The organism is Photobacterium sp. AWH4_225, from assembly GCF_056158405.1.
The window spans coordinates 1327994-1340029 of sequence record NZ_JBSWTF010000004.1 but is presented as its reverse complement, the minus strand read 5'-3'; the positions used below and the strand labels follow the sequence as shown (position 1 = coordinate 1340029).

14 protein-coding genes are annotated in these 12036 nt (G+C 46.5%); 7 read left to right on the top strand and 7 right to left on the bottom strand.

Annotated elements, in window-relative coordinates; all coding sequences use genetic code 11:
- Positions 1 to 128: 128 nt before the first annotated feature.
- Positions 129 to 536, top strand: a complete 408-nt coding sequence (locus tag ACXAD4_RS23215) for a GNAT family N-acetyltransferase (RefSeq protein WP_475244409.1) — start codon at positions 129 to 131, stop codon at positions 534 to 536.
- A gap of 50 nt (positions 537 to 586) precedes the next feature.
- On the opposite strand, the gene ACXAD4_RS23210 is transcribed toward ACXAD4_RS23215, so the two are convergent.
- Both ACXAD4_RS23210 and ACXAD4_RS23205 read right to left on the bottom strand, forming a co-directional pair.
- The gene (locus ACXAD4_RS23210) at positions 587 to 1120 is read right to left on the bottom strand and encodes a hypothetical protein (protein WP_475244408.1); all 534 of its coding nucleotides are present in this window, start codon (positions 1118 to 1120) and stop codon (positions 587 to 589) included.
- Between the two features lie 117 nt (positions 1121 to 1237).
- Complete coding sequence (locus tag ACXAD4_RS23205) at positions 1238 to 2644, bottom strand: alkyl sulfatase dimerization domain-containing protein (RefSeq protein ID WP_475244407.1); 1407 nt, start codon at positions 2642 to 2644, stop codon at positions 1238 to 1240.
- A gap of 145 nt (positions 2645 to 2789) precedes the next feature.
- Here ACXAD4_RS23205 and ACXAD4_RS23200 point away from each other — a divergent pair, with 145 nt between their 5' ends.
- Positions 2790 to 3293, top strand: a complete 504-nt coding sequence (locus ACXAD4_RS23200; protein WP_475244406.1) for a hypothetical protein — start codon at positions 2790 to 2792, stop codon at positions 3291 to 3293.
- A gap of 4 nt (positions 3294 to 3297) precedes the next feature.
- Here ACXAD4_RS23200 and ACXAD4_RS23195 read toward each other — a convergent pair whose 3' ends face one another.
- Both ACXAD4_RS23195 and ACXAD4_RS23190 read right to left on the bottom strand, forming a co-directional pair.
- On the bottom strand, positions 3298 to 3936 hold the full coding sequence (locus ACXAD4_RS23195; protein WP_475244405.1) for a Crp/Fnr family transcriptional regulator: 639 nt from the start codon (positions 3934 to 3936) through the stop codon (positions 3298 to 3300).
- 62 nt (positions 3937 to 3998) lie between these two features.
- Positions 3999 to 4655, bottom strand: a complete 657-nt coding sequence (locus ACXAD4_RS23190) for a Crp/Fnr family transcriptional regulator (protein ID WP_475244404.1) — start codon at positions 4653 to 4655, stop codon at positions 3999 to 4001.
- A 369-nt stretch (positions 4656 to 5024) separates the two neighbouring features.
- Here ACXAD4_RS23190 and fabG point away from each other — a divergent pair, with 369 nt between their 5' ends.
- A complete protein-coding gene (fabG, locus tag ACXAD4_RS23185; RefSeq protein ID WP_475244403.1) occupies positions 5025 to 5804 on the top strand; it encodes a 3-oxoacyl-ACP reductase FabG in 780 nt (259 codons plus the stop codon).
- A 61-nt stretch (positions 5805 to 5865) separates the two neighbouring features.
- Here the strand turns inward: fabG and ACXAD4_RS23180 are convergent, their stop codons facing one another.
- Positions 5866 to 6105, bottom strand: coding sequence for a hypothetical protein (locus ACXAD4_RS23180; RefSeq protein ID WP_475244402.1), 240 nt, complete (start codon positions 6103 to 6105; stop codon positions 5866 to 5868).
- 202 nt (positions 6106 to 6307) lie between these two features.
- Here ACXAD4_RS23180 and ACXAD4_RS23175 point away from each other — a divergent pair, with 202 nt between their 5' ends.
- The 4 genes from ACXAD4_RS23175 to ACXAD4_RS23160 all read left to right on the top strand — a co-directional run bounded on the left by ACXAD4_RS23175 (position 6308) and on the right by ACXAD4_RS23160 (position 8616).
- Complete coding sequence (locus tag ACXAD4_RS23175; protein ID WP_475244401.1) at positions 6308 to 6715, top strand: DUF1330 domain-containing protein; 408 nt, start codon at positions 6308 to 6310, stop codon at positions 6713 to 6715.
- 139 nt (positions 6716 to 6854) lie between these two features.
- Positions 6855 to 7466 (top strand): LysE family translocator, encoded by a 612-nt coding sequence (locus tag ACXAD4_RS23170; RefSeq protein ID WP_475244400.1) that lies wholly within the window; start codon positions 6855 to 6857, stop codon positions 7464 to 7466.
- A gap of 23 nt (positions 7467 to 7489) precedes the next feature.
- Positions 7490 to 8128 carry a glutathione S-transferase family protein gene (locus ACXAD4_RS23165; RefSeq protein ID WP_475244399.1) on the top strand — a complete coding sequence of 213 codons (639 nt, stop codon included), beginning with the start codon at positions 7490 to 7492 and terminating at the stop codon, positions 8126 to 8128.
- A gap of 50 nt (positions 8129 to 8178) precedes the next feature.
- Positions 8179 to 8616, top strand: a complete 438-nt coding sequence (locus ACXAD4_RS23160) for a bifunctional diaminohydroxyphosphoribosylaminopyrimidine deaminase/5-amino-6-(5-phosphoribosylamino)uracil reductase RibD (RefSeq protein WP_475244398.1) — start codon at positions 8179 to 8181, stop codon at positions 8614 to 8616.
- 9 nt (positions 8617 to 8625) lie between these two features.
- On the opposite strand, the gene ACXAD4_RS23155 is transcribed toward ACXAD4_RS23160, so the two are convergent.
- Together ACXAD4_RS23155 and ACXAD4_RS23150 are read right to left on the bottom strand one after the other, a co-directional pair.
- On the bottom strand, positions 8626 to 9552 hold the full coding sequence (locus tag ACXAD4_RS23155) for a glycyl-radical enzyme activating protein (RefSeq protein WP_475244397.1): 927 nt from the start codon (positions 9550 to 9552) through the stop codon (positions 8626 to 8628).
- Between the two features lie 66 nt (positions 9553 to 9618).
- Positions 9619 to 11910: a pyruvate formate lyase family protein gene (locus ACXAD4_RS23150; protein ID WP_475244396.1), complete on the bottom strand. Its 2292-nt coding sequence runs from the start codon at positions 11908 to 11910 to the stop codon at positions 9619 to 9621.
- Between the last annotated feature and the right edge of the window lie 126 nt (positions 11911 to 12036).

Sequence of the window (12036 nt, the reverse complement as noted above, 5' to 3'; positions counted from 1 at the left end):
GGCACCCTAAGCCGCTTGGATATATACAGTTCTTAATCTGCTCGTATTGTTTTTTTTGAGTTATCACTCCACAAACTTGTCATATCGTTCTGCTAGGCTGGGTTAGTCATACTTAAATGGGAATTGATATGATCCGACATGCTAACATGGATGATGGCCCAGCCATTGGCATATTGCTGACTCAACTTGGCTACCAAACCTCACCTGCAATTATCGAGTCAATGCTGGACGACAACAGACAAGCAACCATGGTTTTCGATAGCGAAGACGGACTACTTGGGTTGATAGCCTTGATCATCTTTCCGTATTTTCCTACTGGCGAGCAAATCTGCCGTATCACTGCCCTAGTGACAGAGAAAGACAAGCGCGGCAAAGGCATTGGTTCAACGCTCATTGAAGTGGCCAGAAACCATGCCAAAGAGCATGGCTGCCAACTATTGGAAGTGACGACATCGCTAAGTCGCTACCAAGCCCAGGAGTTTTATGCAAAGCAAGGATTCGAGAAGCGCTCGTTGCGCTATACGCTTGAAGTCTAAACATTAAAAAAAACCTCGCATTAGCGAGGTTTTAGACTGATCGACAATAATTACTTTTTGTCGATCTTATGAACGAAGCGGCACACCTCGGCATCTTCTGTCATCAGGTCATGGATTTCTACCCGGTAGTCCGGGTTAAGTGCCTCACCGGTGTTCTGCTCCATAGCCGCAACCACATGGCGGCAAAAATCGCTGCGACATTGTTTGTTTTCTGTCGCCTCTTTTAGCGCTTCACACACCACACAGGCGGTTTCAACACGCACTGGATCGCCGTTTTCTGTCGTTTCCCAGTGGCCTTCAACGCCCAGAATCGGATCTTCAAAATCGTGGTAGCTACCCAGTGATTTCGGATCATTGATATCCATCGCCATTTTCTTAGCCAAATAGGGTGCCCTTGAGCGACCGAATTTGGCAAATGCCGGGATCCAAAATGACTGCCAGGCTTTGAGGCCGTCACACTCATACTGGCGCACAACCAACTTTATCAGCAGCGTATTACCCGCCTGAAGCACCTTTCTAAGTGGTTTGACATGGTGGGCGAGAATAATTGAATAGTGTAGATAGTAAGCAAAGAGGGTTTTCATAAAAGTGTCCTTAACAAGAAGTACAGATGGCATAAAGCCCACCCGATGTGGGTGAGCTTGTTATGTCATCAATCGCAATGTCATTAATTGCTATGTCAGCAAATAGTGTCGAGGGGATTAGTATTCGCCGGTCAGTACCATCGGCAGCTCAAGCTTGCCTTCCAGTACCAATGCATGGGTCAGATACCAGTTACGGGTATTTGAAGCCGTCGCGTACTGCGCCTTGCTTCGCAGCGCGTCTGCTTTCACCTGTTTTGCTTCGTCACTTCCGGCACGGATTGCATAGGTCGCCAATTGCGCAGACCACTGGTATTCACCCTCTTTGTGAGCTTCTTTGGCTTGGCTGATCACCTGATCCACACCACCCATCGCTTTCACCATACGGCGCGCTTCGTCATTACGCTCAAGTGGGTGCAGGTCGACAGAGTCGTTACCGAACCAGTGCATCGCTTGATTGTAGTAACGGCGGGTATGGTAGCTCCATTCACCATAGTTTTGCTCCATGTGCGGTGAGTTAGCTAGCTCTTCCGGATAAGTCACGTTGTACTGAATTTCATCTGGTGACATACCCTGGCCAATGGCTTTTTCTGTCTCTGAAACCAGCAGCTCGATAGACTTCATCTGTGCTGAAAGCTGCTCTTTAAAGACTTCACCGGATACTGGCTTGCCATGCACCTTCAGGCTATGCTTGACATCTTGATCAAGCAGCCACTGGGTTGCCTGGGTCATCAAGTCCACTTCACGCCAACGATCGCCGCGCAGGGTTGAGAAGTTAAACAGGCCATGTGCCCAGTAAGTGTTGTCGATGCTGACTTTCTGCTCCGGCATGTAGATGCTCAAACCATCCAGGGTATCCGAATGACCGGCATGGGTAACAAATTTCACGCCATCGATTTCGAACTCGGTCTCGTCATCACCCACCAGCTTGGTAGGTGCCATATACCCAGAAATATCAGAGATATCAACATTCACTAGGCCAGTAACCGATGGCGAGTCCTGCCCTTCTTTTGGCAAGAAGGTACCTAGTTGGATTTGGGTACGAAGGACACGAGCAGGCGCGGTTGGTGAAGATGCATCTGTCGAAGTCGTCAGTTCGCTCTGATGGTTCTCGTGGGCAACAACAACCGTATCATCGCTAACATTCCATTCGCCGGCACCGAAGATGTAATGCCAGTGGGTATAGATAAAGCCTTTTACTGGCTTAGATGAAACCTTCTCGGGTAGCATGGACATGGCTTTCTTAGCATAAGCGCGGCTAATACCACCGTCGATAACAATAAGGCCGGTTTCACCTTCAATCACATTTATGTTATCCATTCCAAGGCCAGTGACTGACCATACCCCAGGCACGACTTCATAAACAGCTTCAGTGTACTGCTGATCTTTATTGTTCAAGCTTTCAGCGAGAATCGCACCGGATGGGCTCACCACATTTTGAGCATCTACAGAGAGTGAAGTGCTGGCGAATACAGAAGCGGATGTAACGGCTGCAACTAACGCTGCAACACAAGTAAGTTTATACATAGTCTTACCTTTGCGTTTTCGAAATAATCAATTCACGCAAAGCATATCAACCATGCTCCTTTTGAATATTGCAGGATACAATTTCCATTTCGAAATTTAGTGATACATTTCACTAAAATTTATTTAGATATATAATGAGCAATCTATGAAAAAACGTAAACTCTCGGTTTTTCTAGCTGCTATTCTATTTTCAACTGTGACATTCGCGTGCCCATTTCATATGAGTATGGAATACGATGACAATAGCCCAATACTTCCCGGTACGATGCAGCTCACCCTTGCAGGTATGTATGCCGAGCAAACAGGCATCATCAAACCTGTCACTCAACTTGAAGGCTTACCAGCCTTCCAAAGGGCTTCTTGGTGGCTGACGTTATTCTCTCGAAAGCTTGAGCAGCAAGGGGTTGAAGGGGTTAACGTCCTGCTAACTGACGTGCCAATTTGGTCAAGTTACGGTATCAATAATACGGGTAGGCTTGAGGTTGATATCACGCCGCCAGAGGATCACGCCAATACCATCATGCTCACTCATGTCAGCTTACAGGCAATTATTAACGGCAGCATTTCCATGCAAGAAGCTTTTAGCAATAATATTATCCTTATCCATCAAGATAATAAAAAAATAAAAGAAAAACTAATAAGTAGTTAAGCTGTCATTCAACTAAAGTCACGGCGCCATAGGTATTAACGATCCGGTTTTCCTTTTCTAACTCATTCAATGAGCGATGAATTTTATATTTACTAACACCAAGATAACTTGCTAGTTTTTCAGCGGTAATTTCCACACTATTATTCTCATCTTTTAGCAAAAAAAGACGATGAATAATTCTTTCTTTCAAAGGCAGCAACATGGCTGCCCGGTAGACCTTTTCAGTCAATCGGTACAGTGCCGCCGTTGTATGTGCCGCCAGGCGTAATGTTTCAGCATCCAAGGTCGGATCGCTTCTCAGTATTCTGTAAGGCAGAAAAAGGACTGTACACGGTTTAACAGCAATGACGTCCGCAGGCGAGCCTTTACCATCGATGTACCTTGGGGCATTTAACAAAGAGCCCGGTGGAAACCGCTCGGCAATAATGGTGTCGCCCTCAAATGAAGTAAGGTGGATCTCCGCTTCGCCTGCACTCAAGTAACCCAAACGCTGTAATGTCTCTTCCTGGAAAACAATCACTTCACCGGCTTCAAATCGCTTGGCGACAGCATTTTTCATAAAAGCCGTGTACAGGTTCGGATAGTCCTGTTCCGTCAGTAGTGAGCTAAAGTGCTCCAGCTCAGCCCTATTTTCTTGTCGCATGGTACATCCTCATCACTCAACGCCTCTATTATCTAAGGATCGTAGCAAAATGAAGTACATACTCAATGCAGCGAGTGGCTGGTTGTTGGACACGGCTCGCACTTTTCAGGAAACGTAATATAGTTTTTTTCTACTATCAAAGCACCCTGCCCTTGCAGATCCTTCACCACTTTAGCCACGGTATTACGGGAGATAACCATTAAGGAGGCGATATTGCGATAATTTAAATACACCCGATTGTTGGGGTTGAGCCTTGCCAACTGTTGCAGGCACTTAAGTATCTTCTGCTCTGGGTTCTTTTCCGACTGGATATAAGTAAGGCTGCCAAAGGCATAGAGTTTTTGGGATAACGACTTCAGCATCAAATGAGAAAACTCCAACGATACCCCCATCAGCTCCCTTGCCTTAGATAAAGGTACTGATAACAAAGTGACATCCGTCAATGCCTTCAATGATTCAAGCCGCGGTTGCGGGTTAAGAAGAAATAAGTCATTTACCGGGATCCCCGCACAGAACACCGAATAGAAATAATCATCTCGAGACTCAAAAGGGGCTTGCAGCGAGAGAATACCGTCAAGTGGTAAATAGAGAACATCTGGGGTTTCGCCCTGGAAACCCAGGTATTTTCCACGGGAGAAAGTACGGAAGGTACCTGCTTGGGTAAGCTGATGTGCCAGGTCATCTGAAAGACCATACAATTGCTGGAGTGTTGCTTTCATTGAAACTCATAATCTCCTACTGTGCCACTCGCCTCCTTGCGATGCTAATACCACTATCAATACCGATATGACTACTGCCCAAAGTGGCAGTAAGTTATCTTCAAAGAGAATTTTACCAATAGGGTTTATAGCCAAAATTGCACGATGCAATTTTAGCGCGGCATGTTAGCAGTACAGGTTGCAACTAGCCCACTTCATTTGTAACCAATCATAAACCGTTGCCGATGCGCTTCTTCACCGGCTTTTTGCAAATAAATTGAACTAACATCAACATCTGCAAAAACTTACAATTAAGCCCAATAAGTTATACCCGTAACGCATTATCATGCCTACTTTTTCATACACACTTAAATTGAAAGAAGGTCTACTATGCTCAACCCAATCAAAGGGCAAACCGTTATTGTCACAGGTGGCAGCAAAGGAATCGGTAAAGGCATCGCACGCGTATTCGCACGCCAAGGTGCTAATGTGATTATCGTAGCCCGTGGTGAAGAGTCCGCCCAACAGGCCGTTGCTGAAATTCATCAACAAGGATTCAACGCTGAATACTTCTTGGCAGATGTCAGCAACTGGCAGGAAATGCAGAAAATGGCTGAATTTGTCAGGGAAAAATACGGCCATATCGATGTGCTGTGTGCCAATGCAGGGATCTTCCCGCAAGCTAGCCTTAGCGCAATGGAGCCGGAGAATTGGGATCAGGTAATGAACACCAACCTCAAAAGCTTGTTCCTGAGCGTTAAAGCCGTTACCCCATTCATGAAAGAGCAAAGCAAGGGCCGCATTATCGTCACCTCGTCCATCACCGGTCCTGTAACCGGCTTCCCGGGTTGGTCCCACTATGGTGCCTCCAAGGCTGGTCAACTAGGCTTTGTCAAAACCGCAGCAATAGAATTGGCCCGCTCTGGTATTACGATTAACGCCGTTATGCCAGGGAATATCTATACCGAGGGGCTACAAGATCTCGGCCAGGACTACCTCGATACCATGGCAGCATCCATCCCGCTCAACCGATTGGGCGATGTTGAGGATATCGGCAACACTGCACTATTCTTCGCCTCTGACGAAGCAGGTTATATCACTGGACAAAGCATAGTGGTAGATGGTGGCCAGATCTTGCCAGAGTCATTGGAAGCGTTGGAAGGGCTATAACAAAATATACAGCGCCTGTACCAGGCGCTGCTATATATGATTCAATATCATATAGTTAATACTAGTAACTCTTCTTCCTTGGGGGCTTTTCTGGCATTTCATCTTTCGTGATCACACCATCGCCATCAACATCAATGGTATCGAAATGATCCGCCAAGGGGCCTTTCACCTCGTCTTTCGATAAGACCCCGTCACCGTTGGTATCAAGGTCATCAAACGATGGTTTTTTCTTGCCATGATGCTCAGCAAAAACGGCAAAAGACAGAAGCGAGAACAGCATTGAAACTAACATCAACTTCATCATCACACCTCACTTGAACAATATCAGAGTAAAAATAGATGATTGGTTGATACCTGCTAACAGGGTTCAAATAAATTATTTTCGAAAAAGATCGCCTTAATTCAAAAATACACTTTACCTTTATTTAACATCTCTTCATATTAAGGTTTGTGCGAGTAAAATATAACCAGACATTTATGAAGCACTAGATACTGGAGAGAATATGGAAGTTCTAAATCAGCTTTATCCCTCTGACAAGCAGATGGAGAGACTCAATAATGAACCTGAAAGTGGCGAAATTCATTTGCTTAATTTATTCCGGTTCAAGGAAAAAGCCGTTTACCCCGATGGTCGTGAATCTACATTAACCGGTAAGGAAGCTTATGAACTCTATGGCAAGCCTATGCTGGAAGTGCTCGATAAATACGACGCGGAAGTGGTTTTCTATTCCGAAATAACCGGACTGATAATAGGGGAAGTCGACGAGCTTTGGGATGCATTTGTTATTGTTAAGTATCCTTCCCGACAAGCATTGCTGGATATGACATCATCAGAAGAATTTAAAGCATTGAGTATTCACCGCGAAGCCGGACTTGAAGGCCAACTCAATATTGAGACCAGTATTCCCTAGAGAAAGCTATTTCTAGCTCCAAATAGTTAGCGGTAAAATATTGCCAAGGAACAAGCCATCAAGAACACAAAATTAGACAACCTTGCCTTGCTAAGATAACAGTCTGGTTGTGCCGATATAACTTAGCTATGAGGAAGTAATGGATTACATATTCTCATTGGTGCTATTTGCCGTCGTCTCATCCGCGACACCAGGCCCCAATAACATATTAGTGATGACATCCGGCCTTAACTTTGGCATTAAAAAAAGCTTACCCGTATTGTGCGGAATATGTATTGGCTTTTCATTTATGCTATTGCTTGTCGGTTTTGGATTCGGACAAGTATTTGAATTGTTTCCTCGCTTGCATACCATTATTAAAGTCTCTGGTGTGCTTTATCTACTGTATTTAGCCTGGCTAATTTCCAGTTCTAGCGATGGACTAAGCGCCAAAGAACATTCACAGCCACTGACCTTTCTCAATGGTGCTCTATTCCAATGGGTAAATGCCAAAGCCTGGGTGGTGGCAACCGGTGCTATTGCCGCATTCACAGTATCAGGCAGTGAATTTACTGTGCAAACCTTGATATTGGCAGGCATGTTCTTGGTTATTTCGTTCCCATGCGTTGGTATATGGCTATATTTCGGCTCATGGCTAAAACGATATCTGAACAATGAAACCCACCGTAAATGGTTCAATTTATTCATGTCCGGTTTGTTGATACTCTCTATACTGCCAGTGATCGGCGAACTCTTTCACCAATTTGGCTAATACTCTCGAGCAAGGATAACATTGTGTACCAACTCTATTACTACCCCAATAACGCCAGCCTGGCCCCACACTTTTTGCTACACCATATGGGGCTGGATTATGAATTGTTGCTGGTAGACAAAAAGTCCAACTCTCAAAAATCACCGGAATATCTAAAACTCAACCCAGCAGGCCGGATACCCACCTTGGTTGAGAACGGTAATGTCCTTTTTGAAAGCCCTGCCATCTGTATTCATTTGTGTGAACAGCACCCCGAACATGGCTTGATCCCTGACATTGGCAGCCCGTTGAGGCCTCTGTTTTTCCAGTGGTTAACCTATCTTAACAATACCCTGCAAGCCGAGCTAATGGTTCGCTATTACCCGCACCGCCATACCAATGATGAAAACACTATTCCCAATGTAGTTGCTGCGCAAGACGACCGAATTGCCGACGCCTTGTCGGTGATAGATAAGCAACTCAACGGTAACCCATACTTACTGGGTAATACTCTCACCGCCTGCGACTTCTTCCTGTTCATGCTGGCTGAGTGGTCGATGCCTATCAAAAAGTCACCTTTGCACTTCCCTCACCTGGCGGCGTATCTCAAAAGAATCTCCCAACATCCAACCATTAAAGCAGTCAGCAAAATAGAAGATATCGATCTCACGCCATTTCAGTAACGTATCAGGTAATATACCCGCCTAATACCCGTTACAGAGATAGAGAGTACATGGCTGAGAAATTTATGCTCCGCGCCCTTGAGCTATCAAAGCAAGCATTGCCAGAGTGCCAGCCCAACCCACCGGTTGGCTGCGTGCTGGTAAAAGGTGATTGCATCGTCGCCGAAGGCCATACCAAAAAAATAGGTGGCAACCATGCCGAGGTCGAGGCACTCAATGCCTATATAGCCACTGGAGCAGAGACATTCGAGGGCGTCAGTGCTTATGTCACTTTGGAGCCTTGCTCTTTTGTCGGCCGCACACCGGCTTGTGCCAAGACACTGGCCGAAGCCGGAATAAAGCATGTTGTGGTCGCCATGCTCGATCCCGATCCGAGAAACAGTGGAAAGGGGATCGCTATCCTAGAACAAGCCGGAGTCAGGGTTGAGGTGGGATTATGCCGTAATCAGGTCGGCTTATTTCTGGGCCCCTACCTAGGTAAGTCTTAAACAAGTTAGCTAGCTCAATGTGACGTTGATTTCGCCATAACGGCGGACTTTTTCCAGCCAAGATTGCACTTGCTCATCTGCAGGAATATCAGCATCAACGTCATAGTCCCGCCCAATCTCTGCCGCTTTCCCTTTGCCGAAGTTATGGTAAGGCAACAATTCAACTTTCTGAATATTCCCCATCGATTCGCCCAGATTCGCGATAGCCTGCAGATGATCGTCTGACAGGTTGTAGCCTGGAATGATCGGGCAGCGCAGGATCACATTGGCATTGATTTGCTCAAGCAACGCCAAGTTGTCATCGACTAAACGCCTTGATAACCCAGTCAAGGATTTATGGGTTTTATCACCGGTCGCCTTGTAGTCGAACAGAAACAAATCAACATAGGGCGCTATCGCCCGATAATGGTCTGGCTTAGAAGCACCATTGGTTTCAATACAGACATGCAGACCATGCTCCTTGCATTTCTTGACTAGGGCCAGAGAAAACTCAAACTGCTTGAGGGCCTCACCACCTGATAGGGTTAATCCCCCTCCTGACTTATCAAAGTAGACCTTGTCTTTGATCACTTCGGCAAAGACATCATCAACCGACATCTCTTTTCCGTAGATTTTGAGCGCATCCTGCATACAAGCATCGACACACAACCCACACGCATCGCAATTATCGAAATCAACATGATGCACACCCTCTTTATCAAATTGGTGCACACTGTTGGGGCAGACTTTTTCGCAAGCTCGACACCCTATGCATTTTTGCCCCGAAAAAGACAGTTGCTTCTTGACGCTCAATGACTCCGGGTTGTGGCACCAGACGCATTTCATCTGGCACCCCTTGAGAAAGACCGTGGTACGAACACCCGGCCCATCATTGACACTGAACTTTTGAATGTCAAAGACAATGCCTGTCGGCTTTGATTGAACTGATCCTTGCATGCCAATACCTGTTTACATTGAGTCGGGAGAGGAAGTAAGGGCTGCAAATCGCAGCCCTTTTTGCGGTTAGTCGTTCAGGGTTCGGTTCAAGATTTCTAGCTGAACGTCTCGGTCAAGGTTTACAAAGCGAGCACTGAAACCGCCCACACGGACAACAAGGTTCGGGTATTTCTCCGGGTTATGGAAGGCATCTTCGAGCTCACCTTTACCCACGACACTTACCATGATTTGTGGGCCGCCCTGCTCGAAGTACCCATCCAGCAGCGCTTCGACAATCATCCGCTTGTCTTGGTACATATTCTTGCTGAACTTCATGTTCTGTACCGAGCCGGCATGGACATCCGCCTTCAACTTCGCCAGCGAGTTTAGCATCGCCGTTGGGCCATTTTTATCTGCGCCACTCTGCGGGTTGTTGGCATTGCTCATGTATACCCCGCGATGGCGGCCATCGGCAGAAGCACTCGTCGCCCGGCCCCATTCGGTGTTCACCTGGTTGTTGATAATCACCACCAAGTAGCTGTCCATCCCTACTTCGGCGGCCGAATCCTTAATGCCATTGCAGATATATTCATGCATCTCGACCGCAATATCATCAACATAGCTATCATCATTACCAAATTTCGGCGCATGGATAAGATCGTACTTCATGCGATCGTAACCCTCGAAGTCGACTTTCAATGCTTCAATCAGCTCCGCGTAGCTATACTTCTGCTCCTCGAATATCACTTTCCTGATAGCTGCCAGTGAATCGTAGGCATTGGTATTACCATAGGTTTCATTGGTGCCGCCAAGCTTGTAAACACCACCATCGAGCAGCGCCTTGCTGCGCCCGATACAATCATCGGTCAACATGCTGGTAAACAAGAAGCCCACCTGCTGGTTCAGCACTTGATACGAAAAAGACTGCGCCTTGGCGGTCAGGTCGATATAGAAATCCAGCAGATCCTTGTAATTTTGCATTACGTCATCGAAGCTCACGATCTGAGCAGGCTTGAGCAGCGCCGTGCCTCCGCTCTTATCTTGGCCATCCCAGAAATCGGTACCACCGGTCAGGGCAATGTTCAAAATCTTCAAGATGTTGATACAGGTATTTGGTGTCCCAACACTCTTGCCCGACAGGACAAACTCTCCGCAACCAAACGGAACATAATGCTGGGCGTCCTGCTCTGAAATCTGCATCGACTTCATAACCGCTGGCACATTCACGTCATCGTTATACAAAATTGGGTATGTCAGTCCTTCACCAATCGCATCTAGGGCATCGTTGTAAACATCTTGGTTCATGCCCTTATAAATACGCAGGGTAAATTGAGGCTCAGTATCTTTATTTTCGCGTACCGCCTGAATAGACAATCGGCAGTAGACATCAGCCGTTTCAGGGTTGCGTCGTCCAACGCCACCAATAACCACTCGACCATTAACCGTTGTTTTTCGCGATTCAATTAAGCGGTAGTGAGAGCGAATATAATCAATCGCCTGACGCTCGGTAATTCGTTTGGCTTCAAGATCAGCCACCAGTAAATCACCAAGATAATCATCCATTCGGCCGTAGTTCACCACCCCAGCACACAGACTGTAGAGCCAAGTGAGCTGAATCCCCTGCAAGAACGTCTGTGGCTTTTCAGTGCGAATCGCTGTTAGGGCATCAATCAAGTCGCTCATCTGGAGCTTACGGGTTAGATCTGACGTCGCTTCAAGCTCTTTAGCACACAACGCAATATGCTTGTTAATCACCTCTTCAACAATATCCAAACTGCCAAGGAAAGACTGATGCAGCGATACTGCCTTGGTATCAGCCAGCTGGCGAGCTGAAGCCAATTTGTCACCAATAAGCGCCCGCATTCCATTAAGACCCAGGTCCACCAGTTTGTTGTAATCCAGGTACATGCCACTAAGACGTGCCGTCGCAATGGCCGGGTAGTTAACATCGACAAACTTACCCAATGTAGTCTCTGTCAGGGTCTGGCGGTAGTAGATAGTGCGCGTGTCATGCTGCTGCCAGTAATCAAGCAGGGCGTCGACTCGGCCGTGTACCGCTGGCGGCAAATCATTCTTCAGCGCCTCAAGCTTGTCGAAATTACAGTAGTGACCGACCCCACCTACCGATGTCACGCTGCCAAAACCAATTGGCAGCGCATCAACGCGGCCAACAACACAATCATTAGCTTCAATTTGTCTGAACAAAATTGGATACAGCTCAGATAGACACCCTACCTCACGCTGGTAGATATCGTGCTCGCTCTGATGCGCATGCGTATAGGCTTCCATGATTTCCAACTGGGTCATGACAGGCTTTTCACAAGGGATCTTCTTGTTGACATCAACTTGACTTGGGTTGTTTTCAATTTTGGATGACATGGTAGGGCTCCTCTTGGCTTATGAGATAAACATAAACCCACATTCAAAATATGTAAATACAAATAAAAAAGAAGCATTGAAAAGGATGATCTTGATCATGCCATGAGAAATATTGAACATGGCTGT

Bases quoted from the DNA above. Each gene is read 5' to 3' on its own strand.
- ACXAD4_RS23170 (WP_475244400.1), top strand. From the start codon at position 6,855: ATGGATTACATATTCTCATTGGTGCTATTTGCCGTCGTCTCATCCGCG.
- ACXAD4_RS23200 (WP_475244406.1), top strand. From the start codon at position 2,790: ATGAAAAAACGTAAACTCTCGGTTTTTCTAGCTGCTATTCTATTTTCA.
- ACXAD4_RS23175 (WP_475244401.1), top strand. From the start codon at position 6,308: ATGGAAGTTCTAAATCAGCTTTATCCCTCTGACAAGCAGATGGAGAGA.
- ACXAD4_RS23210 (WP_475244408.1), bottom strand. From the start codon at position 1,120: ATGAAAACCCTCTTTGCTTACTATCTACACTATTCAATTATTCTCGCC.
- ACXAD4_RS23215 (WP_475244409.1), top strand. From the start codon at position 129: ATGATCCGACATGCTAACATGGATGATGGCCCAGCCATTGGCATATTG.
- ACXAD4_RS23195 (WP_475244405.1), bottom strand. From the start codon at position 3,936: ATGCGACAAGAAAATAGGGCTGAGCTGGAGCACTTTAGCTCACTACTG.
- ACXAD4_RS23155 (WP_475244397.1), bottom strand. From the start codon at position 9,552: ATGCAAGGATCAGTTCAATCAAAGCCGACAGGCATTGTCTTTGACATT.
- ACXAD4_RS23160 (WP_475244398.1), top strand. From the start codon at position 8,179: ATGGCTGAGAAATTTATGCTCCGCGCCCTTGAGCTATCAAAGCAAGCA.
- ACXAD4_RS23150 (WP_475244396.1), bottom strand. From the start codon at position 11,910: ATGTCATCCAAAATTGAAAACAACCCAAGTCAAGTTGATGTCAACAAG.
- ACXAD4_RS23180 (WP_475244402.1), bottom strand. From the start codon at position 6,105: ATGAAGTTGATGTTAGTTTCAATGCTGTTCTCGCTTCTGTCTTTTGCC.
- ACXAD4_RS23205 (WP_475244407.1), bottom strand. From the start codon at position 2,644: ATGTATAAACTTACTTGTGTTGCAGCGTTAGTTGCAGCCGTTACATCC.
- ACXAD4_RS23190 (WP_475244404.1), bottom strand. From the start codon at position 4,655: ATGAAAGCAACACTCCAGCAATTGTATGGTCTTTCAGATGACCTGGCA.
- fabG (WP_475244403.1), top strand. From the start codon at position 5,025: ATGCTCAACCCAATCAAAGGGCAAACCGTTATTGTCACAGGTGGCAGC.